Genomic DNA, 22,164 nt, shown 5'->3' with positions numbered 1-22,164 from the left:
GGAGGGCTACGACGCGGACGGGCGAGGGCTGGGCTTGAGGGGAGCGCAGGCGGTGACGGCGGCCGCCACCTTCGCGTCGGCGGTGTCGAGCTGGTCGACCGGGCCGTTGACGGTGACGCCGTGCTCGGTCAGGCAGTTGCGGTAGGCCGCGTCCCGGCCGCCACCGTTGCCGCCGCCTCCGCCGTTGCCGAAACCGCCGCTCGGGAACGCGGTCGGGCGCAGCGACTCGCAGGCCTTCTGCGCCTTCTCCCAGGTCTGCTGGTCCACGCCGTTCGGCGCGGCAGTGCCGAAGAAGCCACCGCCACCGCCGCGGAACCCGCCGCTGCCGGACGGGCGGGGCTGCCCCGACGGGAACGCGGTCGGACGGCCCGACGGGTTGCCGTCAGGGCGGGAGGTGGGGCGTCCAGAGCCGTTCATCTGCGGCAGGTTGACGCCGTTGTTGCGCAGGCACGACGCGTAGTCGGTGCCGGACGCCGCCGTGGCCGGCGCCGCGCTGTCCGAAGATCCGCAGGCTGTGGCGAAGAACGCCACCGCGGCGAGCGCGAGGGCGGCCGCACCGATCCGCTTGGTCATCACTCCCGACATGCAACGGCGCGAACCTCGACGCACCGTGGGCTGGACCTCAAAATTCGATGGGAGCGCCTTCCCAGGGAACTTTGAGGTCCGGTCGAGCTGACCGGGAGCCGGGACCGGTCAACTAGCAGGCATGAAGGTCTGGTGGCTGGCCGGAGGGGCTGCCGTGCTCGCGGTCGCGGTCGTCGTGGGGGTCCTGCTGACCGGCGACGAGAAGGTCGTGCCGGCGAAGGTGAGCACGACGAAGGTGACCCGCGGGTCGGTCTCGACGACGGTCTCCGCATCGGGGACGGTGCAGGCGCAGCAGAGCCGCACGCTCGGGTTCACCAGCAGCGGCACGCTGACGGAGCTCAACGTCAAGCCCGGCGACGTCGTCGCGGCCGGCATGGTGCTGGCCAGGATCGACGCGACCGCCGCGCAGGAGTCGGTCGACGCCGCCGAGCAGAGCGTCGACAGCGCCGAGGACGCCCTGGACCGCGCGGAGACCGCCCAGGCGAGCGCCACCAGCACGCCCAGCGTCAGCCCGAGCGCCAGCCGCGCGCCAGGCGGCGGCGGGCAGAATCCCGGCACCGGCAGCCAGAACAGCGTCCAGAACGCCAGCGACAACCTGCTCAACGCGCAGCAGCGGCTCAACAACGCGAAGCTCACCCTCACGCAGGCCAACGCCAAGCTGGCCGGGACGGTGATCACCGCGCCGCTCGCGGGCAAGATCCTCGCCGTGAACGGCACCGTCGGGTCCGCCGCCGGCTCGGGTGTGATCACGCTCGCCGGCACCGGCGACGTCGTGGTGAAGGCGCAGTTCACCGAGGCGGAGGTGGCCCACCTCAAGGCCGGGCAGGTCGCCCGGATCACGCTGCCGGACAACGCGAGCGCGAAGTACGACGGCAAGGTCATCCAGATCGACCCGGCCGGCACGGTGTCGAACCGGCTGGTCCGCTACGCGGCGCTGATCGCGTTCGACACGGTGCCCGACACGCTGCTCTACGGGCAGAGCGCTACTGTCGCAGTGGTCACCGCGTCCGTGGACGGCGTGCTGTCGGTGCCCTCCACGGCCGTGCGCGGCGGCGTGGTCGTGGTCAGGGTCAACGGCCGCGACGAGGAGCGCAAGGTCGCGACGGGGCTGCGCGGCGACGTCAACACCGAGATCACGAGCGGACTTGCCGAAGGCGACGAGATCCTGACGGCGGGTCGGTGACGATGGAGCCGATGACCGTACAGGCGAACACGCCACAGCCGAAGGTCCTCGTCGTGGACGACGAGGCGAGCATCCGTGCCCTGCTGTCCGCGACGCTGCGGCTCACCGGCTTCGACGTGAAGGTCGCCGGCGGCGGGCGGGAGGCCCTCGCGGCCGCCGCCGAGTTCGCGCCCGACCTGGTCGTGCTCGACGTGATGATGCCCGACCTGGACGGGTTCGAGGTCGCGCAGCGGCTGCGCAGCGGTCAGCGGCCGGTGCCGGTGCTGTTCCTGACCGCGCGGGACTCCGTCGAGGACCGCATCTCGGGGCTGACGGTCGGCGCCGACGACTACGTCGCGAAGCCGTTCAGCCTGGAGGAGGTCGTGCTGCGGATCCGCGCGATCCTGCGCCGCAGCCTGGGCGAGCAGCAGCAGCTCGTCGACGGCGGGGTGCTGCGCTACGCGGACCTGGAGATGGACGAGGACGCGCACGAGGTCCGCCGCGGCGGGCACCGGGTCGACCTCTCCCCGACCGAGTTCAACCTGCTGCGGTACCTGCTGACCAACGCCGGCCGGGTGGTCAGCAAGGCGCAGATCCTGGACCGCGTGTGGAACTACGACTTCGGCGGCGACGGTCGCATCGTCGAGTCGTACGTCTACTACCTGCGCCGCAAGGTCGACAAGTGGGATCCGCCGCTGATCCACACCGTCCGCGGGGTCGGCTACGCGCTGCGCCTGCCCCAGAAGTAGGCCGCAGCGGTGAGACTCAGGCCCTGGCGCCAGTGGACGGTCCGCACGAGGATCGTCGTCTCCGTGGTGGCCCTCGCCGGGGTCGCCCTCATCGCCGCCAACGCGATCGGCGTCGGGCTGCTCAACTGGTACCTGATGCAGCGCATCGACGACCAGCTGGAGCGCTCGGCGCACCCGCCCGCGTTCGTCGGCCGCAACCCGAACCCGAGCCCCAGCGCCTCGGTGACGGGCGGGCGGCGCGACCGGTACAGCGGCGAGTTCTTCCCCGGGCCGCTGTACCAGATCTACCGCTTCGACAGCGCGGGCAAGCTCAAGGAGCCGCCGACGGTCGTGCTGGACCCGGCACTCTTCGGCGACGTCCGGCAGCGGGCCGAGGACCCGAAGCCGTTCACGGTCACCAGTCCGGCCGGCGAGGACTGGCGGGTGATCGTGTTCGCGCTGCCGGTGCCCACGGGCACCGCGGCCGGGGCCAACGGGTACGGCGCCAACGCGGTCTCCCTCGTCGAGATCCAGGACACGCGGGACCGGATGCTGCAGTACTCGCTGCTGGTGAGCCTGATCGTGCTCGGCTTCGCCGGGTTCGCGACGGCGTCGCTGGTGCGGGTCGGGCTGAGCCCGCTGACCCGCATGGAGGAGACCGCGGTCGAGATCGCGGACGGCAACCTGTCCAGCCGGATCGTCGACGCCGACCCGCACACGGAGTCGGGGCGGCTCGGCACCGCGTTGAACACGATGCTCACCCGCATCGAGGAGGCCGTCGAGGACAGCGCCGACTCGGAGCGCCGGCTGCGCCAGTTCCTCGCCGACGCCGCGCACGAGCTGCGCACGCCGCTGACCTCCGTGCAGGGTTTCGCCGAGCTGTACCGGCGCGGCGGTGCCCCGCCCGGACCCGCGCTGGACGAGGCGATGGCGTGCATCGAGGCCGAGGTCAGCAGGATGCGGCTGCTCGTCAACGACCTGCTGACGCTGGCCAGGATGGACGAGGAGCGGGCCCTGCAGCGGCACCCGGTGGACCTGCTCGCCGTCGCCGCCGACTCGGTGCGCGACGCGCACGTGCGGGTGCCGACCCGGTTCGTGCAGCTGTCGGCGCTTTGGCCGAACGCGGTCAGCGCCGAGCGGTCGGTGACGTTCGAGCCGGTGACCGTGGAGGGCGACGAGGCGCGCATCCGGCAGGTCGTCGCCAACCTGGTCAGCAACGCGCTGCAGCACACGCCGGAGGACACCCGCGTCGTCGTGCGGGTCGGGCGGGCGACCGGCGCCACCCCGCCGCCGACCGCGTCGATCGGTGCACCGCTGCCCGAAGGGGTGCCGCTCGCCGCGATCGAGGTCAGCGACACGGGGCCGGGCATGAAGCCGGAGGACGCCACCAGGGTGTTCGAGCGCCTGTACCGCGCGGAGGGCTCCCGCTCCCGCCGGCACGGCGGCGCCGGGCTGGGCCTCGCCATCGTCGCGGCGATCGTGCAGGCGCACGGCGGGCGGGTCGAGCTGTGGACGGCACCGGGCGTGGGTGCGCGGTTCCGGGTGCTGCTGCCGGCGATGGACGAGCCGGACTTCGAGGACGGGCCCGACGGCCCTGACGACGACGAATCCGGAGAAACCGGGGCAACCGAATTCCGAGGTAACTCCGAGGTGGACTGAGGGTCGCTCCGAGCGGCACCCACCACGATTCCCCTCATGCGTTTGTCGCTGCCGTCTCTACGCCGGCCTCGTCCGAACTCCGTGGGTCTGATCAACGCCGCGCTCGCGGTCGCCACGGTCGGCGGCGGGCTCTGGGCCTATCAGATCGTCTCCGGCCCGGCGGCCGCCCAGGCGTCGCAGACCACCACCCGGACCAGGGTCGTCGCGGCCTCCCAGGGCACCGTGTCGCAGACGGTGTCGGCGTCGGGCTCGGTCGCCAGCTCCGCGACCGCCAACGCCAACTTCACCAGCTCGGGCACGGTCACCGAGGTGGACGTGAAGGTCGGCGACGTGGTCACCAAGGGGCAGGTCCTGGCGAAGGTCGACCCGACGGCCGCGAACGCGTCGCTGAACACCGCGAAGGCCAACCTGACCGCGGCGAAGGCGGCGCTCACCCGGGCGGAGAACAACAACGCCGACGACGCCACCATCGCCTCCGCGGAGGCGCAGGTCGCGACCGCGCAGGCCAGCGTCACGTCGGCGCAGACGACGGTCAACGGCACGGTCCTGACCGCCCCGATCGCCGGCACGGTCACCGCCGTGAACGGCGCCGTCGGATCGACGTCGTCATCTTCCGGGTCGTCCTCCGGTTCGTCCGGCGGCGGCGGTACCGGCGGCGCGACCTCCTCCAGCAGCAGCTCGACCGGCTTCATCCAGCTCGCCGACCTGACGAAGCTGCAGATCAACGCCGGCTTCGCGGAGGCCGACGCGACGAAGCTCAAGGCCGGCCAGACCGCGGAGATCAGCTGGAGCGCGCTCAGCGGCACCCGCGCCACCGGCAAGGTCAGCACGATCTCGCCGACGGCGACGACCACCAACAACGTCAACTCCTACGCGGTGGTCATCGGCCTGGACACGCTGCCGGAAGGGGTGCGGCTCGGACAGAGCACCACGGCGGTCGTGACGATCGCCGAGGCGCAGAACGTGGTGCGCATCCCGACCCAGGCGCTGCGCACGGCCGGCGGCCAGCGCACCGTCCAGGTGCAGGTCAACGGCCAGGTGGAGACCCGCACGGTCGAGGTCGGCATCAGCGGCGGCTCGTTCGTCGAGATCAGGTCGGGGCTCACGGCCGGCGAGCAGGTCGTGATCACCACGACGACGACCGGCTCGACGACCGGCACCAACACCAACCAGTTCCCCGGCGGCGGCAACTTCCCCGGTGGCGGTGGTGGCTTCACCGGCGGCGGTGGCTTCACCGGAGGCGGCGGCGGCCGCCAGGGCAACTGATGGGACCCGGCGAGATGCACCCAGTTCTGGACGTCCAGAAGGTCAAGAAGATCTACGGGCAGGGCGAGACCGAGGTCCAGGCCCTGCGCGGGGTGTCGCTGACCGTCGAGCGCGGCGACTACGTCGCCATCATGGGCTCGTCGGGCTCCGGCAAGTCGACGCTGATGAACATCCTCGGCTGCCTCGACATCCCGACGACCGGCAAGTACCTGCTCGACGGCGTCGACGTGAGCCGCCTCAACGACCGGCAGCTCGCGCTCGTGCGGAACCGGCGGATCGGGTTCGTGTTCCAGGCGTTCAACCTGATCGCGCGGACCACCGCCCTCGCCAACGTCGAGCTGCCCCTCGCCTACGCAGGGGTGAGGTCCGCGGAGCGCCGCCGCCGGGCCAACCTGGCCCTGGCGATGGTCGGGCTCGCCGACCGCGCCGGCCACGAGCCCAACCAGCTCTCCGGCGGCCAGCAGCAGCGGGTCGCCGTCGCGCGGGCCCTGGTCACCGCGCCGGCGCTGGTGCTCGCGGACGAGCCGACCGGCAACCTCGACACGCAGTCCACCAGCGACGTCCTGGCCGTCTTCGACCGGCTCAGCGCGTCGGGCCGGACGATCGTGCTGATCACCCACGAGCCGGACGTCGCCGAGCGGGCGAAGCGACTGATCCGGCTCGTCGACGGACACATCGTCCAGGATGAGCGGCTGAAATGAACATCGTCTTCGCCCTGCGGGCGATCACCGCCAACAAGCTGCGGTCCGGCCTCACCGTGCTCGGCATCCTCATCGGCGTCGCGGCGGTCATCCTGCTCGTCGCGGTCGGCAACGGCTCGGCCCAGGCCGTGCAGAAGCAGATCGAGTCGCTGGGGACGAACACGCTGACCGTCACGGCCGGCGGTGGCGGCGGCGGGCGAGGTGCGGCGGCGACCACGAGCACCGCGCTCACCATGGACCTGGTGCCCGCGCTCTCCGACAAGGACGAGGCGCCGCACGTGCGCAGCGTGTCGCCGGTCGTCACCGGCTCGCAGTCGGCAACGTACGAGGGCACCGACCACACGATCGCGCAGTTCGTCGGCACCTACCCGGGCTACGTCGCGGCCTCGAACTTCAAGGTCGACAAGGGTGCCCTCTTCACCGACGAGGACGTCAAGGACTCCCGCAAGGTCGTGCTCATTGGCAAGACCGTCGCGGAGGAGCTGTTCGGCGCCGTCGACCCGCTGTCGAAGCAGATCACCGTCTCCGGCAAGCTCTTCACCGTCGTCGGGGTGCTCGCCGACAAGGGCGGCACCGGCTTCACCGACCCCAACGACGTCGCGATCGCCCCGGTCACCGCGGTGCAGGAGTCGCTGACCGGCTACGGGTCGCTGAACCAGCTGCTGGTGCAGGCGACCGCGCCGGAGGACGTCAGCGCCGCGCAGGGCGAGGTCACGGCGATCCTCAACGCCAAGCTGAACATCACCGGGTCGAGCACCAGCGCGTACCGCATCCAGAACGCCTCGCAGCTGCTGGAGACCCGCGCGAACACCGCGGAGACCTTCACGCTGCTGCTCGGCGCGGTCGCCGGGATCAGCCTGCTGGTCGGCGGGATCGGCATCACCAACATCATGATGGTCACCGTCACCGAGCGGACCCGCGAGATCGGCATCCGCAAGGCGCTCGGCGCGCCGAAGCGCACGATCCTCACCCAGTTCCTGGTCGAGGCGACCGTGCTGAGCCTGATCGGCGGGCTCCTGGGCGTGGCCGCGGCGGTGATCGGCAGCCGGTTCACGATCGTCAGCATCAAACCCGTGATCGTGCCCAGCTCGGTCTTCCTGGCGCTGGGGTTCTCGGTCGCGATCGGGCTGTTCTTCGGCAGCTACCCGGCCAGCCGCGCCGCCGGCCTGCGCCCCATCGAAGCGCTGCGCTATGAGTAGGAGATTCCTGTGAGCCACGCTTTTCGCCGGCCCAACGCATCGACGCTGGAACAGCCGGACAATCCGGACACTGAGATCCTCGAACCTGTGGTTCTCGAAGAGCCGGACGATCTCCTCGCGCAGCCGCTCGACGACGACCTGAGCGAGCGGATCAGCAAGGCGGCGCCGCGCCGGCTCGCCAACCGCGCCACGTACGTCCTGGCGGGGCTGGCGCTGCTGGTCGCCGGCTTCGTCGGCGGCGCCCAGGTGCAGAAGTCCTACGGCACCGCACCGGCGGCCTCGACCCCGGGCGGCGGCGTCAACCCGGCGGCGCTGGCGAGCCAGTTCGCCGGGCGGGGTGGCTTCCCCGGCGGTGCGCAAGGCGGCACCGGCACCGGGCAGACGGGCACGCGGGGCGGCATCACCGGCACCGTCAAGCTCGTCGACGGCACCACCGTCTACGTGGAGACCGCCGACGGCCAGACGCTGATCGTGAAGACCAGCGGCACGACCACCGTCTCGATGCCGGGCGCGCTGAAGGATCTCACCGCCGGCTCCAGCGTGACGATCGTCGGCCAGAACGCCGACGGGACCGTCACCGCCACCTCGATCACCAAGACGAAGTAGCGCATGCTGGGGGGCATGGACCTCCGCAGCGGAACCTTCGACCCCTCGCAGCCGAAGCCGCAGCCGCAGGCGACCGCCTTACGGTGGCGGGTGTCGACCGGCTTCGCCGCGCTGAAGGCCTGTGCGGCGATCGGCCTCCTGGTCGCCGGCGTGTTCGCCGCGGGCGACCGCCGGATGCTCACCGCCGCGGTGGTCGCCGCGGCCATCCTCGGCATCTATGCGCTGCGGGACTTCGTCGCGCCGGTCCGGCTCGCCGCCGACCCGGACGGGGTCACCGTCGTCACCGGCTACGCGGGCCGCCGCCGGGTCGAGTGGGTGCAGGTCGAGCGGATGCGCGTCGACGCCCGGTCCCGTGGCGGCATGCGCAGCGAGCTCCTGGAGATCGACGCGGGCGAGCAGCTGTTCCTGCTCAGCCGGTACGACCTCAACGCGCACCCGGCCGACGTCTATGAGGCGCTGCTCCGGCTCCGCGGCTTCTAGCTGTCGTCGGCTTCCAGCCGTCGCTGGGTGCTAGCTGTCGTTGCGGACGGCGAAGACGGCGATGTCGTCGCGGGGCGCCTCCGCGGAGAAGCCCAGCGTCGTCGCGCGCAGGCGGGCGACGACCACGTCGGCGGGGAAGCCGGCCAGCAGCGCCGCCTCCTTGCGCAGCCGGTCGACGCCGAAGAGCTCCGCGCCGCGGCGGCGCTCGGTGACGCCGTCGGTGTAGAAGATCAGCGTGTCGCCGGGCTGCAGCGTGATCTGGGTGCGCGGGGTGTTGATCGTGTCGAGCAGACCGAGGGCGGTGCCGCACCGGCCGGCGAGCTCCGTGCTGCCGTCGGCGCGCAGTAGCACCGGCTGGTCGTGCCCGGCGAGGTGCAGCGCCACGTCCAGGGTGCCGTCGGGGCGGCGCAGGATCTCGGCCAGGCACAGCGTGCAGAAGCGGCCGGCGCCCCGCTCGAGCAGCGTCTCGTTGATCCGCTTCAGCGTCTCGGGCATCGGCCGGCCGTCGCGGACCAGCACGCGGGTGACGTCCCGCACCAGACCGGTGACCGTCGCCGCCTGGACGCCCTTGCCCGACACGTCGCCGACGACCACCAGCCAGCGGCGGCCGGAGAGCGGCACCACGTCGTAGAAGTCGCCGCCGACGTCGACCCCTTCGCCGGTCGGCACGTATTCGGCGCCGAACTCCACGCCCTCGGCCTTCGGCAGCTGCGGCGGCAGCAGCGAGCGTTGCAGGGTCTGGGCGATGTTGCGTCGCTCGGCGTGGATGTTGGCGTTGTCGATCGCGAGCGCGGCGCGGCGGGCCACGTCCTCGACGACGGCGACCTCCTCGCTGCGCTGCCACGTGTCGCCGCCACCGCCGACCGTCAGCGTGCCCAGGTGCTGCCCGCGGGCGATCAGCGCGAGGACATACCCCTCCAGCGGCGGGCCGAGCGGCACCACCGCGTCGGTGCCCATCGCCTCCTTCAGCTGCGGGGCCGCGTGCGTGAGCGAGTCGAGCAGCCCGGTGAGCATCGACTCGTCGGCGTGCGCGGCCGCGGCGAGCCGCAGCTCACCGCCGGCGTCGGCGGCGTGGATCGCGCACCAGGTGCCCAGCCGCGGCACCACCAGCCGCGGGATGAGGGCGAGGGTCAGCTCCACGTCGAGGGACTGGGCGAGCAGCTCGCTGGCGTCGGCGAGGAACGTCAGCCAGGTGCGCCGCTCCGAGTCGGCGCGGCGCAGCCGGTGGTTCTCGATCAGCAGCATCAGCCGGTCCGCGGCGAGCGACGTCAGCGGCCGCGCGTACGGGTTGCCGCCACCGCCGGCCACGAGCAGCTCCGCCCGCCAGGGCTTGGTGACCCGCAGCGGCACCCGCAGGCCGCTGTCGACGGTCCCGGTGAGCCGGCCGACGGCGGCGATCGTGTGCGGGCCGTCGCCCTCGTCCAGGGTCAGCGCCGCACCGGTCCCGCCGATCACCCCGACGAGCCGCTGCAGCAGCTCCTCCGAGACCTCGGTCAGCGACGTGCCGGTGCCCGACCAGCCGAGCGCGCTGAGCGCCTCCGGTGCGGGCGCGACGGGGATCTCGAAGCTGGGCGGTGTCCTGTCGCTGCCGACGCTGCCGGGCTTCTTGTCCAGCCGGAACCAGACGCCCTTGCCGCCGCCGAAGTGCAGGGTGCCCCAGGAGGACGCCAGCTGGTCGACGAGCAGCAGGCCGCGGCCGCGCTCGTCCAGGTCGGTGCCGGGCGCCGGGATGTTGGGCACGACCGTGCCGGGCTTGAAGTCCAGCACGGTGACCGTCAGCGAATTGTCGGCTGCGGTGATCTCCACATCGACCTCGGTGCCGGCGTGCACGACGCTGTTGGTCGTCAGCTCCGTCACCAGCAGCAGCGCCTCGTCGAGAATGCCGCCCAGATCCCGTTCGTGCACGATCGTCCGGATCGCTTCGCGGGCCAGCCCAGGAGAGCTATGGTCGGCCGGGAGTCGGATCCTCCGGACGGTCGGGGCGTTCACACCTCGCAGTCTCTACCGAACGGTGGTAACAATCCAACCTGGAGACGACGATGGGTGGACACCGCCTGCCCCCGAGACCGGTGGAGACGTCATGACCACAGTCGAAGAAGTCACCCAAAAGAGTCCCGAGACGCTGCTGCTCGAGGAGCTGTCCACCGGGCTGGACCGGTTGGCGTCGGGCGACCTGAAGTACCGGCTGAGCCGCCGCGACGGCCTGCCCGGCGAGGTCGTCGAGCGCTTCAACCGGCTCGCCGAGCTCAAGCTGCGGCACACCCGCGAGGTCATGCGGATCAGCCGGGTCGTCGGCCGCGAGGGCCGCATGACCGAGCGTCTCGACGAGGAGGGCTTCGAGGGGGCGTGGCTGGACCGCATCCACGCGGTCAACTCGCTGATCGACGACCTGGGGCGGCCCACCACGGAGATCGCCCGGGTCATCGTCGCCGTCGCCGAGGGCGACCTGTCGCAGCAGCTCGCGCTGGAGATCGACGGCCGGCCGCTGCGTGGCGAGTTCCTCACCATCGGCCGCACGGTCAACACGATGGTGGATCAGCTGTCGTCGTTCGCCGATGAGGTCACGCGGGTGGCCCGCGAGGTCGGCACCGAGGGCAAGCTGGGCGGTCAGGCGCAGGTGACCGGGGTCGCCGGCACCTGGCGCGACCTCACCGACTCGGTCAACTCGATGGCCGCGAACCTCACCGGCCAGGTCCGCTCGATCTCCACCGCCGCGACCGCCGTGGCCCGCGGCGACCTGTCGCAGAAGATCACCGTCGCGGCGAAGGGCGAGGTCGCCGAGCTCGCCGAGACGATCAACTCGCTCGTCGACACGCTGCGGGTCTTCGCCGAGCAGGTGACCCGCGTGGCCCGCGAGGTCGGCACCGAGGGCAAGCTCGGCGGCCAGGCCGACGTGCCCGGCGTGGCCGGCACCTGGAAGGATCTCACCGACAACGTCAACTCGATGGCGTCCAACCTCACCGGCCAGGTCCGCAACATCGCGCAGGTGGCCACCGCCGTGGCCCGTGGCGACCTGTCGCAGAAGATCACCGTCGTCGCGCAGGGCGAGATCCTCGAGCTGAAGGACACCGTCAACACGATGGTGGATCAGTTGTCGTCGTTCGCCGATGAGGTCACGCGTGTGGCCCGCGAGGTCGGCACGGAGGGCAAGCTGGGTGGTCAGGCGCAGGTGACCGGGGTTGCCGGCACGTGGCGGGACCTGACGGACAACGTGAACTTCATGGCGTCCAACCTGACGTCCCAGGTGCGTAACATCGCGCAGGTCGCGACGGCGGTGGCCCGTGGTGACCTGTCGCAGAAGATCACGGTTGACGCCCGGGGCGAGATCCTGGAGCTGAAGTCGACGGTCAACACGATGGTGGATCAGCTGTCGTCGTTCGCCGATGAGGTCACGCGTGTGGCCCGCGAGGTCGGCACGGAGGGCAAGCTGGGTGGTCAGGCGCAGGTGACCGGGGTTGCCGGCACGTGGCGGGACCTGACGGACAACGTGAACTTCATGGCGTCCAACCTGACGTCCCAGGTGCGTAACATCGCGCAGGTCGCGACGGCGGTGGCCCGTGGTGACCTGTCGCAGAAGATCACGGTCGACGCCCGGGGCGAGATCCTGGAGCTGAAGTCGACGGTCAACACGATGGTGGATCAGCTGTCGTCGTTCGCCGATGAGGTCACGCGTGTGGCCCGCGAGGTCGGCACGGAGGGCAAGCTGGGTGGTCAGGCCCAGGTGCGCGGCGTCGCCGGCACCTGGCGCGACCTGACCGACAACGTGAACTTCATGGCGTCCAACCTCACCGCCCAGGTCCGTAACATCGCCCAGGTGGCCACCGCCGTGGCCCGTGGTGACCTGTCGCAGAAGATCACGGTCGACGCCCAGGGCGAGATCCTCGCCCTCAAGTCGACCGTCAACACGATGGTCGACCAGCTGTCGTCGTTCGCCGACGAGGTCACCCGTGTCGCCCGCGAGGTCGGCACGGAAGGCAAGCTCGGCGGCCAGGCCCAGGTGAAGGGCGTCTCCGGCACCTGGCGCGACCTCACCGACAACGTCAACTCGATGGCGTCCAACCTGACGTCCCAGGTCCGCAACATCGCCCAGGTCACCACCGCCGTCGCCCGCGGCGACCTGTCCCAGAAGATCACCGTCGACGCGCACGGCGAGATCCTGGAGCTGAAGTCGACGGTCAACACGATGGTGGACCAGCTGTCGTCGTTCGCCGACGAGGTCACGCGTGTGGCCCGCGAGGTCGGCTCCGAGGGCAAGCTCGGCGGCCAGGCCCAGGTGCGCGGCGTCTCCGGCACCTGGCGCGACCTGACGGAGAACGTCAACCAGCTCGCCTCGACGCTGACCACCCAGCTGCGGGCGATCTCGCAGGTGTCCACCGCCGTGACCCGCGGCGACCTGACCCAGCGGATCGCGGTCGAGGCGCTCGGCGAGGTCGCCGAGCTCAAGGACAACATCAACCAGATGATCGTCACGCTGCGCGAGACGACGAAGAAGAACGCCGAGCAGGGCTGGCTCGACTCCAACCTGGCCCGCGTCGGCGGCCTCCTGCAGGGCCAGCGCGACCTCGGCGAGGTCTGCCGCATGATCATGGCCGAGGTGACGCCGCTGGTCGACGCGCAGATCGGCGCGTTCTTCCTGGCCGGCGCCGATGCCGGGTCCGGCCTGCGGCTGCGCCTGGAGGCGTCCTACGGCTACATGACGCCCGGCGCCGAGGTCAGCTTCGCGCCCGGCGAGGGCCTGATCGGGCAGGCGTCGCTGTCGCGCCGCGCGATCCGGGTCAGCGCACCCCAGGACGGCCGGCTCCAGGTCCGCTCCGGGGTCGCCGCGACCCCGCCCGCGGACCTCGTCGTCCTGCCGGTGCTGTTCGAGGGCGAGCCGCTCGGCGTCATCGAGTTCGCCGGCGTCGCCTCGTTCTCCGAGCTGCACCTGGCGTTCCTCGACCGGCTCGTGGTCACCATCGGCGTCGCGCTCAAGACGATCCTCGCCAACCGGCGGACCGAGGAGCTGCTGTCCCAGTCGCAGCGCCTCGCGCTGGAGCTGCAGGACCAGTCCGCGGAGCTCCAGCGCACCAACGCCGAGCTGGAGGAGAAGGCGACGCTGCTGTCGGAGCAGAAGGGCAACATCGAGAAGCAGAACCGCGAGATCGAGATGGCCCGCCTCGGCCTGGAGGAGAAGGCGCAGCAGCTGGCGCAGGCGTCGCAGTACAAGTCGGAGTTCCTCGCCAACATGAGCCACGAGCTGCGCACCCCGCTCAACTCGATGCTGCTGCTGTCGCGGTTGCTCGCCGACAACCCGGACGCCAACCTCACCGCGAAGCAGATCGAGTTCGCCGCGACGATCCACAACGCGGGCTCCGACCTCCTCGCCCTCATCGACGACATCCTCGACCTGTCGAAGATCGAGGCGGGCCGCATGGACGTGGAGCCCGGTGAGGTCTCCTTCGACGAGATCCGCTCCTACGTGGAGCAGGCGTTCGCCCCGCAGGCGGAGGACAAGGGCCTCGACTTCACGGTCGGCACGACCGAGGAGCTGCCGCCCGCGATCGTCACCGACCCGCAGCGCCTCCAGCAGATCCTGCGCAACCTGATCTCCAACGCGGTGAAGTTCACCGAGAAGGGCGCGGTCACGCTGTCGATCAGCGTCGCCACGCCCGACCTGCAGTTCTCGTCGCCGACGCTCGCCGGCGCGCGCCGGGTGATCGCGTTCGCGGTCGCCGACACCGGGATCGGCATCTCCAACGACAAGGTCGCGCTGATCTTCGAGGCGTTCCAGCAGGCGGACGGCACCACCAGCCGCAAGTACGGCGGCACCGGCCTCGGCCTGTCGATCAGCCGCGAGCTGGCCCGGCTGCTCGGCGGCGCGATCGGGGTCACCTCGGAGGTCGGCCGGGGCGCCGTCTTCACCCTGTACCTGCCGGACGTCATCGCGACCGAGGTCACCCAGACCGTGCACACCGTGCCGGCGCAGCCCTTGGCGCCGGTGCGCAGCCTGCCGCCCGGCCCGGCGATGCTGCGGGCGCTGCCGACCCCGGAGCGGCGCCCGACCGCGGCGGCGCATCAGCTCGACGGCGCGACCGTGCTCATCGTCGACGACGACGTCCGCAACGTCTTCGCCCTCACCAGCGCCCTCGAGCTGCACGGCATGACCGTCCTGTACGCCGACAACGGCGCCGACGGCGTGCGCGTGCTGTCGGAGCACCCGGGCGTGGACATCGTGCTGATGGACGCGATGATGCCCGACCAGGACGGCAACGAGACGACCCGGGCGATCCGGCGCAACCGGCGCTTCGCGAAGCTGCCGGTGGTGTTCCTGACCGCCAAGGCGATGCCCGGCGACCGCGAGTCGTCCCTGGCCGCCGGGGCGAGCGACTACATCACCAAGCCGGTCGATCTTGACGAACTGCTTGACGTGATGGCCGCTTGGGTAAACGGGGAGGGTCGCGCGGTGTAGGTTGCTCCGAAACGGGAGAAAGGGGCGCGTCCTTGACTGGACCGGACCGGCCGGCGAAGGTGCTGCTCGTCGACGACCGGCGGGACAATCTCCTCGCCTTGGAGGCGATCCTGCAGGGGTTGCCGGTCCAGGGCGTCGCCGCCGAGAGCGGCGAGGAGGCCCTCAAGCACCTGCTTGTGGACGACTTCGCCCTGATCCTGCTGGACGCGCAGATGCCGACGATGGACGGCTTCGAGACCGCCCGGCACATCAAGCGCCGCGAGCGGACCCGGCACGTGCCGATCATCTTCCTCACCGCGGCCGACCGTGACTCGCACCTGGCGCTTCGCGGGTACGCTGCCGGCGCCGTCGACTACCTCACGAAGCCCTTCGACCCATGGGTGCTCCGGGCGAAGGTGTCCGTGTTCGTCGAGCTGTGGACGAAGACCTCACAACTCGCGGTGCAGACCGAGCTGGTCAAGGCCCGGGACGGCGAGCTGCGGGCCGCCGGGGTCGCCGTCGACGAGGCCACCGCGCTGCTGAAGGCCGGGCTGGCCGCCGGCGGGGAGGTCGGCCGCTCGCAGGTGGAGAAGGCGATGGAGGCGCTGACCAGAGCCTTCAGGCAGGCTCCTGGATCATCAGTGCGCCCCTGAGGCCCGTGATGTCCAGGACGCGGATCAGGAACGCGCCGACGTTGGTCAGCACCAGGTAGCTCTGTGCCATGGTCGCCTTGCGGCTGAGGACGACGAGCGTGCCGAGGCCCTGCGAGTCGCAGAACGTCACGCCGCCCATGTCGAGGACGACCCGCTGCGGGGCGTCGCCGCCGAGGATCTCATCGACGGTTGTCGCCAGCCGCTGGACCGTGGACATGTCGATCTCGCCCGCGAGCGATACCACGGTCTCGGTCGGCGCGCGCCGCACTGTGACGGAAAGCTCCGGTCGATCCACCCGCACAGCCTAACGTGGATCAGCGCCCGCAGTGGCGTCGGGCACAGGCCGCCCGGGGGCGGTCGGCGTCGCCTCGGGCAGGCTGTCAGAATGGGCAGGCTGTGACAGCTATTGACTCCGCCGGCCTCGGCCCCTACGCGGGTGACGCTCCGGCTTCGCAGGCACTGTTCGACCGCGCTCAGGCCATCGTGCCGGGTGGGGTGAATTCACCTGTCCGGGCGTTCCGCGCGGTCGGTGGCACCCCCAGGTTCATGGTCGGTGGCGAGGGCTGCTGGCTCACCGACGCCGACGGGCGACGCTATGTCGACCTGGTCTGCTCGTGGGGGCCGCTGATCCTCGGCCACGCACATCCCGAGGTGATCGGTGCGATCACCGCCGCGGCCGCGCACGGCACCAGCTTCGGCACCCCGACACCGGGCGAGGTGGCGCTCGGCGAGGAGATCGTCGCGCGCACCCCGGTCGAGCAGGTCCGCCTGGTCAACTCCGGCACCGAGGCCACGATGAGCGCGCTCCGGCTCGCCCGCGGCTTCACCGGCCGGCCCAAGGTGGTCAAGTTCGCCGGCTGCTACCACGGTCACGTCGACGCGCTGCTCGCCGCCGCCGGGTCCGGGGTCGCGACCCTCGCGCTGCCCGACTCGCCCGGCGTCACCGGTGCGGCGGCCGGGGACACCATCGTCCTGCCGTACAACGACATCGCCGCCGTCGAAGCGGTCTTCGCCGCCGAGGGCGACCGGATCGCGGCCGTGATCACCGAGGCGGCCTGCGGCAACATGGGTGTCGTCGCGCCGCACGACGGGTTCAACGGCAAGCTCGCCGAGCTCGCCCACCGCCACGGCGCGCTGCTCATCCTCGACGAGGTCATGACCGGCTTCCGGGTCAGCCGGGCCGGCTGGACCGGCCTCGAGCCCGTCGACGCCGACCTGTGGACCTTCGGCAAGGTCATGGGCGGCGGGCTGCCGGCCGCCGCGTTCGGCGGTCGCGCCTCGATCATGGCGCACCTCGCCCCGGCCGGCCCGGTCTACCAGGCCGGCACGCTGTCGGGCAATCCGCTCGCCTGTGCGGCCGGCCTCGCGACCCTGCGACTGGCGACCCCCGAGGTCTATGCGCAGCTCGACGCGACGGCGGCCACGATCGGCAAGCTGTCCTCCGATGCGTTGGCCGCAGCGGGTGTACCGCACACGCTCGCCACCGCCGGCAGCATGTTCTCGATCTTCTTCACGGCGCAGCCGGTGCGGAACTACGACGACGCGCGCACGCAGGACGTGGCGACGTTCAAGGCGTTCTTCCACACCATGCTGTCCCGGGGTGTCTACCTGCCGCCCAGCGCCTACGAGTCGTGGTTCGTCTCCACCGCGATCGGCGCCGAGGCCCTGGACGTCATCGCGGCCGCGCTCCCGCACGCCGCCCGCGCCGCCGCGGCCGCCTCGGCGGGCCTCTCATGACGACGAAGACGATCGTGCACGTGCTGCGGCACGGTGAGGTGCACAACCCGGAGAAGGTCCTCTACGGCCGCCTTCCCGGCTACCGGCTGTCGGAGCTCGGCGTGCAGATGGCCAAGGCCGCCGCCCAGGCCGTCGCCGAGAAGGACATCACCCACGTGGTGGCGAGCCCGCTGGAGCGCGCCCAGCAGACCGCCTCGCCGATCGCCGACCAGTTCGGGCTGCCGATCGCCGTCGACGAGCGGCTCATCGAGAGCGGCAACTTCTTCGAGGGCAAGCGGGTCGGCGCCGGCGACGGCGCGCTTCGCGACCCCCGCAACTGGTGGGTGCTTCGCGACCCGGTGACCCCGTCGTGGGGCGAGCCGTACACGGCGATCGCCTCGCGCATGTTCGCCGCGCTGATGGCCGCCAGGGAGGCCGCCGAGGGCCACGAGGCCGTGTGCGTGTCGCACCAGCTGCCGATCTGGACGCTGCGCCGGCACGTCGAGCGCAAGCGGCTGTGGCACGACCCCCGCAAGCGTGAGTGCAACCTCGCCAGCTACACCAGCTTCCACTTCGAGGACACGAAGATCGTCGGGGTGGCGTACAGCGAGCCGGCCGCGCACCTCGTCGCCATGTCGCCGGGCGCGCGCGACGCGAAGGGCGCATGATGCGCGCTCGCTTCCTGTGGGTCCTCGTCGCCTGCGTCTTCCTGGCCGCCTGTGACAGCGCCGCCCCGCAGAACGCCCTCAGCAGCCGCAAGATCGCTGTCTCCGACCGGGTGGCGGCGCCGGCGATGCGCGGCGACTTCATGGACCGCGCCGGCTCGTTCGACCTCACCCAGCACAAGGGCGAGGTCGTCGTGATCAACTTCTGGGCGTCCTACTGCGCGCCGTGCCGCACCGAGGCGCCCGAGCTGGAGAAGGTGTACGACGCGACCAAGGGCGACGGTGTCGTCTTCGTCGGCGTCAACGTCCGCGACCAGCGCGACCCCGCCGCGTCCTTCCTGGCCGACGTGAAGCCGTCGTACGGCAGCATCTTCGACCCACCCGGCGAGCTGCCGCTGAAGTTCCCCGCGCCGCCCAACACGATCCCCGCCACGCTGGTCATCGACCGCAGCGGCCGGGTCGCCGCCGTCATCCGCTCCCAGGTCGACCAGAAGCTGCTCGAGCCGATCGTGCGCGACCTGGTCGCCGAGCAGGCCTGATGCTCCTCGCCGGCGTCTTCGACTTCACCACCAGCGGCCCGCTGGTCGGTGCGATCGCCGTCGCCGTCCTCGCCGGGCTGGCCAGCTTCCTGTCGCCGTGCATCCTGCCGCTCGTGCCCGGCTACCTCTCCTACGTCACCGGCCTCGCGGGCGCCGACCTCGACTCCGGGCAGCGCCGGGGCCGGGTCGTCGCCGGGGTCGCGCTCTTCATCGCCGGGTTCACGGCCGTCTTCGTCACCCTCATCGTCCTCGCGACCAGCGCCGCCATGCAGCTCATGGTCCACCGCCGGACGATCGAGATCGTCGCGGGCGCGATCGTCATCGTCCTCGGTCTGGCCTTCATCGGCCTGGTGCCGGGGCTGGAGCGGCAATGGCGGATCCAGCGGCTCCCGGCCGCCGGGCTCGTCGGCGCCCCCGTCTTCGGCGTCGTCTTCGCCCTCTCGTGGGCGCCGTGCACCGGCCCGACGCTCGCCGCGATGATCGCGCTCGGCTCCACCAGCGGCTCGCAGGCGCGGGCGGTGACCCTCGCCGTCGCGTACAGCCTCGGCATCGGCCTGCCGTTCATCGCGGTCGGGCTGGGCTTCCAGCGGCTCATCGGCGTCATCAAGTTCATCCGCCGCAACAGCCGCTGGGTGACCCGCATCGGTGGCGCGCTGCTCGTCCTCGTCGGTGTCGCGCTCATCACCGGCGTCTGGCACTCGCTCATGATCGCCCTCACGGCCAGCTTCGGGCCGGGATTGGTGCCACTGTGACGCGCTGGCTCGTGTCCGTGTGCCGGCGCGCCTGGCGCCAGCTGACCTCGATGCGCACCGCGCTGGTGCTGCTGTTCCTGCTCGCCGTCGCCGCCATCCCCGGCTCGGTCCTGCCGCAGCGAAACGTGTCCCCCGAGCAGGTCCGGCAGTACCTGCGGGACAACCCCGACTGGGGCCCGACGCTGGACCGGTTCTTCTTCTTCGACGTGTACGCCTCGCCGTGGTTCTCGGCGATCTACCTGCTGCTCTTCACGTCGCTCGTCGGCTGCCTGGTGCCCCGCTTCCGGTCCCACTTCGCCGCGATGGTGCGCAAGCCCCCGCCGGCCCCGGCCCGCTTCTCGCGGCTTCCCGCCGCTGCCTTGGATTTGCCTGTTTCGTCGACTTCTTCGGTTCTCTCCGTTTTGCGGCGCCGGCGCTTCCGGACCGTCGTGCGGGTCTCGGGTGACGTCACCGAGATCAGCGCGGAGAAGGGGTACCTCAAGGAGACCGGCAACCTGGTCTTCCACTTCGCGCTGCTGTCGCTGCTGATCGGCGTCGCGTACGGGTCGTGGTTCGGCTGGCACGGCAACCGGCTGCTCATCCAGGGGCAGGACTTCGCCTTCTGCAACACCCTGCTCAACTACGACGAGCACGCCCTCGGCGCCCAGGTCGGCGAGGGCGACCTGCCCCGCTTCTGCGTGCGGATGGACAAGTTCGCCGCCACGTACCTCGACAACGGCCAGCCCGTCACCTACAAGGCCGACGTGACCGTCACCGAGCGGGGCCGCTCCTCCAAGCACGTGCTGCAGGTCAACGACCCGCTGCGCCTCTCGGGCGCCAACGTGTCGCTGCTCGGCCACGGGTACGCCCCCCGGCTGCGCTACACCGACAAGTACGGCAAGACGCACGAGCAGGTCGCCGCCTTCCTGCCCAAGGACGGGATGCTCACCAGCGACGGCGTCGCCACCTTCCCGGACGTCAACCTGAACCCGTCGACCGGCACCCGCGACGAGAAGGCACAGATCGGCTTCTCGGGCGTCTACCTGCCCACCCTGCCGTCCGACCCCTCGGTCGCGTCGTCGGCCTTCCCCGCCGAGAACGACCCGCGTCTCATGCTGCAGGCGTACCGCGGCGTCCTCGGCTTCGACGCCGGCGCGCCCCTGTCCGTGTACACGCTGGACCAGCGCCAGATCGACGCGAAGCGCCTCAGCCCCTTCGGCGACCCGATCATGCTCAAGCCCGGCGGCAAGGGCACCCTCCCGGACGGCACGACGGTCGAGTTCCTCGGCACCGAGCAGTGGATCAGCATCTCGATCCGCCACGACCCCGGCCAGCCGATCGTCCTGGGCGGCGCGGCCGCGCTGCTGCTCGGCCTGCTGGGCTCCCTCACCGGCAAGCGCCGCCGCGTGTTCTTCCGCATCACCCCGACCGGCATGTCCGCGGGCGGCCTGCCGCGCGGCGACTACCCGGGCTTCGCCGAGGAGTTCGCGTCCATCGTGGCCGCGGTGACCCCTGCTGCCACCGTGCCGGACCAGGTGGCGCAGACTGACGCTGACGTCAAGGAGGTCGTTTGATGGGTGGGTTGTCCAATCAGCTGCTGGTCGTCACGATCTTCAGCTACGTCCTGGCCATGCTGGCGTACGCCGTCGAATACGCGTTCGGCGCCCGCAGCCTCGTCGGCCAGCGCGCGCTGATGACTGCTGGTGCCCCAGCGGTCGAAGCCATCCCGGTGGCCGCCGCGGCTTCCACCTCTTCCGCGCTTTCCTCTGCCGCGTCGTCTTCTTCCACGCTCTCCTCTTCTCCGGCCTCCTCTTCTCCGGCCTCCTCTTCTCCGGCCTCCTCTTCCCCTGCTCCCCTTTCCTCGGCTCCCCTTTCCTCGGCTCCCCTTTCCTCGGCTCCCCTTTCCTCCGCGGACATTTCCGATTTTTCGGATAAGCCGGACTCTTCGGGTTCGGGGCTTCGGTGGGCGGGTGTCGCGGCCGTCGGTCTCACCGTCCTCGGCTACCTGGCCCATGTCGGCGCCCTGGTCACCCGCGGCATCGCCGCCGACCGGGCCCCCTGGGGCAACATGTACGAGTTCGTCATGACCGCCACCCTCGTGGGCGTCTCCGCCTGGCTGGTCGTGCTGTTCAAGTGGCGCAACCTCCGGCACCTGGGCCTCTTCGTCACCCTGGTCGCGTCGATCCTGCTCGCGATCGCCGGCATGACGCTGTACGTCCCGGTCGGCCCCCTCGTCCCCGCGCTCCAGTCCTACTGGCTCGTCATCCACGTCGGCGCCGCCTCGATCGCCTCGGGCATCTTCCTCGTCGGCTTCGTCGCCGCCGCCATGCACCTGATCCGCACCGGCCACGACCAGGGCAAGCGCAACTTTCCGTACAGCCTCGGCGAGCGCATCCCCCAGGCCGACACCCTCGAACGCGTCACCTTCCGCGTCCACGCCTTCGCCTTCCCCATCTGGACCTTCGGCGTCATCGCCGGCGCCATCTGGGCCGAGGCAGCCTGGGGCCGATACTGGAACTGGGACCCCAAGGAGGTCTGGTCCTTCATCGCCTGGGTCGTCTACGCCTGCTACCTCCACGCCCGCTCCACCCCGAGCGTCAGCCGCCGCGTCACCTCCTGGATCGCCGTCGTCGGCTGGCTGACCATGCTCGTCAACCTCTTCGGCGTCAACCTCGTAGCCAGCGGCCTCCACTCCTACGCCGGCGTCTGACCCCCACCCCACCACCGCCTCACACCGCCGCCCTGCCCACCGCCACTTGATCGAAGTCCAGTTCCGGCGGTCATGACGACCAGTTCGGTCCTTGGATCACCACGCTGACGGGCGCCAGTCCGTGGATGGGGTAGAGGGTGGCCCATCTCCCGGACAGCAGAGCGGGCCGCGCCGGTCCGGATCGTCCGGCGCTGGGTCTCCGCTGCGGTGCCACCCGCCGATGTCTGGTTCTGTTCGGTCGGCGTCGCGCTGGTGTGATCCAAGGATGGTTCTGGCTGTGATGACGGCCGGTTCGGTCCTTGGATCACCACGCTGGCGGGCGTCGGGTCGGTGGATG

19 protein-coding genes are annotated in these 22,164 nt (G+C 71.2%); 16 read left to right on the top strand and 3 right to left on the bottom strand.

Annotated elements, in window-relative coordinates; all coding sequences use genetic code 11:
* Window positions 1-6 precede the first annotated feature (6 nt).
* Window positions 7-573: a hypothetical protein gene (locus tag AB0I21_RS31065; RefSeq protein ID WP_360566468.1), complete on the bottom strand. Its 567-nt coding sequence runs from the start codon at window positions 571-573 to the stop codon at window positions 7-9.
* Between the two features lie 133 nt (window positions 574-706).
* Here AB0I21_RS31065 and AB0I21_RS31060 point away from each other — a divergent pair, with 133 nt between their 5' ends.
* The 8 genes from AB0I21_RS31060 to AB0I21_RS31025 all read left to right on the top strand — a co-directional run bounded on the left by AB0I21_RS31060 (window position 707) and on the right by AB0I21_RS31025 (window position 8,386).
* Window positions 707-1,768: an HlyD family efflux transporter periplasmic adaptor subunit gene (locus tag AB0I21_RS31060; RefSeq protein ID WP_360566466.1), complete on the top strand. Its 1,062-nt coding sequence runs from the start codon at window positions 707-709 to the stop codon at window positions 1,766-1,768.
* An 11-nt stretch (window positions 1,769-1,779) separates the two neighbouring features.
* Window positions 1,780-2,496: a response regulator transcription factor gene (locus AB0I21_RS31055; RefSeq protein ID WP_360566464.1), complete on the top strand. Its 717-nt coding sequence runs from the start codon at window positions 1,780-1,782 to the stop codon at window positions 2,494-2,496.
* Window positions 2,497-2,505: 9 nt separating this feature from the next.
* On the top strand, window positions 2,506-4,134 hold the full coding sequence (locus AB0I21_RS31050) for a HAMP domain-containing sensor histidine kinase (RefSeq protein ID WP_360566462.1): 1,629 nt from the start codon (window positions 2,506-2,508) through the stop codon (window positions 4,132-4,134).
* Between the two features lie 81 nt (window positions 4,135-4,215).
* Window positions 4,216-5,400, top strand: coding sequence for an HlyD family efflux transporter periplasmic adaptor subunit (locus AB0I21_RS31045; protein ID WP_360566460.1), 1,185 nt, complete (start codon window positions 4,216-4,218; stop codon window positions 5,398-5,400).
* Between the two features lie 14 nt (window positions 5,401-5,414).
* Entirely contained in the window at window positions 5,415-6,101 is a 687-nt protein-coding gene (locus AB0I21_RS31040) for an ABC transporter ATP-binding protein (protein ID WP_344508221.1), read from the top strand.
* Window positions 6,098-7,300, top strand: a complete 1,203-nt coding sequence (locus AB0I21_RS31035; protein WP_360566458.1) for an ABC transporter permease — start codon at window positions 6,098-6,100, stop codon at window positions 7,298-7,300. The genes AB0I21_RS31040 and AB0I21_RS31035 overlap by 4 nt, the downstream gene beginning before the upstream one ends.
* An 87-nt stretch (window positions 7,301-7,387) precedes the next feature.
* On the top strand, window positions 7,388-7,906 hold the full coding sequence (locus AB0I21_RS31030) for a hypothetical protein (RefSeq protein WP_360566456.1): 519 nt from the start codon (window positions 7,388-7,390) through the stop codon (window positions 7,904-7,906).
* Window positions 7,907-7,921: 15 nt separating this feature from the next.
* The gene (locus tag AB0I21_RS31025) at window positions 7,922-8,386 is read left to right on the top strand and encodes a PH domain-containing protein (RefSeq protein WP_360566454.1); all 465 of its coding nucleotides are present in this window, start codon (window positions 7,922-7,924) and stop codon (window positions 8,384-8,386) included.
* Between the two features lie 30 nt (window positions 8,387-8,416).
* Here the strand turns inward: AB0I21_RS31025 and AB0I21_RS31020 are convergent, their stop codons facing one another.
* Window positions 8,417-10,291, bottom strand: a complete 1,875-nt coding sequence (locus AB0I21_RS31020) for a SpoIIE family protein phosphatase (RefSeq protein WP_360566453.1) — start codon at window positions 10,289-10,291, stop codon at window positions 8,417-8,419.
* A 175-nt stretch (window positions 10,292-10,466) separates the two neighbouring features.
* Here AB0I21_RS31020 and AB0I21_RS31015 point away from each other — a divergent pair, with 175 nt between their 5' ends.
* The gene (locus AB0I21_RS31015) at window positions 10,467-14,834 is read left to right on the top strand and encodes a HAMP domain-containing protein (RefSeq protein ID WP_360566452.1); all 4,368 of its coding nucleotides are present in this window, start codon (window positions 10,467-10,469) and stop codon (window positions 14,832-14,834) included.
* A gap of 32 nt (window positions 14,835-14,866) precedes the next feature.
* Window positions 14,867-15,466: a response regulator gene (locus AB0I21_RS31010; RefSeq protein ID WP_360566450.1), complete on the top strand. Its 600-nt coding sequence runs from the start codon at window positions 14,867-14,869 to the stop codon at window positions 15,464-15,466.
* Here AB0I21_RS31010 and AB0I21_RS31005 read toward each other — a convergent pair.
* Window positions 15,432-15,761: an STAS domain-containing protein gene (locus AB0I21_RS31005; RefSeq protein ID WP_360566448.1), complete on the bottom strand. Its 330-nt coding sequence runs from the start codon at window positions 15,759-15,761 to the stop codon at window positions 15,432-15,434. The genes AB0I21_RS31010 and AB0I21_RS31005 overlap by 35 nt on opposite strands.
* 101 nt (window positions 15,762-15,862) lie before the next feature.
* Here AB0I21_RS31005 and hemL point away from each other — a divergent pair, with 101 nt between their 5' ends.
* The 6 genes from hemL to ccsB are packed head-to-tail and all read left to right on the top strand — an operon-like array spanning window position 15,863 to window position 21,827.
* Window positions 15,863-17,203: a glutamate-1-semialdehyde 2,1-aminomutase gene (gene hemL / locus AB0I21_RS31000; RefSeq protein ID WP_360566446.1), complete on the top strand. Its 1,341-nt coding sequence runs from the start codon at window positions 15,863-15,865 to the stop codon at window positions 17,201-17,203.
* Window positions 17,200-17,850: a histidine phosphatase family protein gene (locus tag AB0I21_RS30995; protein WP_360566444.1), complete on the top strand. Its 651-nt coding sequence runs from the start codon at window positions 17,200-17,202 to the stop codon at window positions 17,848-17,850. Before hemL ends, AB0I21_RS30995 begins: the two co-directional genes overlap by 4 nt.
* Entirely contained in the window at window positions 17,847-18,386 is a 540-nt protein-coding gene (locus AB0I21_RS30990) for a TlpA disulfide reductase family protein (protein ID WP_360566442.1), read from the top strand. Before AB0I21_RS30995 ends, AB0I21_RS30990 begins: the two co-directional genes overlap by 4 nt.
* The gene (locus AB0I21_RS30985; RefSeq protein WP_360566440.1) at window positions 18,386-19,138 is read left to right on the top strand and encodes a cytochrome c biogenesis protein CcdA; all 753 of its coding nucleotides are present in this window, start codon (window positions 18,386-18,388) and stop codon (window positions 19,136-19,138) included. Before AB0I21_RS30990 ends, AB0I21_RS30985 begins: the two co-directional genes overlap by 1 nt.
* Window positions 19,135-20,691 carry a cytochrome c biogenesis protein ResB gene (locus AB0I21_RS30980; protein WP_360566438.1) on the top strand — a complete coding sequence of 519 codons (1,557 nt, stop codon included), beginning with the start codon at window positions 19,135-19,137 and terminating at the stop codon, window positions 20,689-20,691. The genes AB0I21_RS30985 and AB0I21_RS30980 overlap by 4 nt, the downstream gene beginning before the upstream one ends.
* Window positions 20,691-21,827 (top strand): c-type cytochrome biogenesis protein CcsB, encoded by a 1,137-nt coding sequence (ccsB, locus tag AB0I21_RS30975; protein WP_360566436.1) that lies wholly within the window; start codon window positions 20,691-20,693, stop codon window positions 21,825-21,827. Before AB0I21_RS30980 ends, ccsB begins: the two co-directional genes overlap by 1 nt.
* The last annotated feature ends 337 nt before the right edge of the window (window positions 21,828-22,164 follow it).

This window comes from Dactylosporangium sp. NPDC050588 (assembly GCF_040654975.1).
Classification (GTDB): domain Bacteria; phylum Actinomycetota; class Actinomycetes; order Mycobacteriales; family Micromonosporaceae; genus Dactylosporangium; species Dactylosporangium maewongense.
Note: the sequence above shows the minus strand (reverse complement) of the source record. Positions and strands in the feature narration are given on the sequence as shown.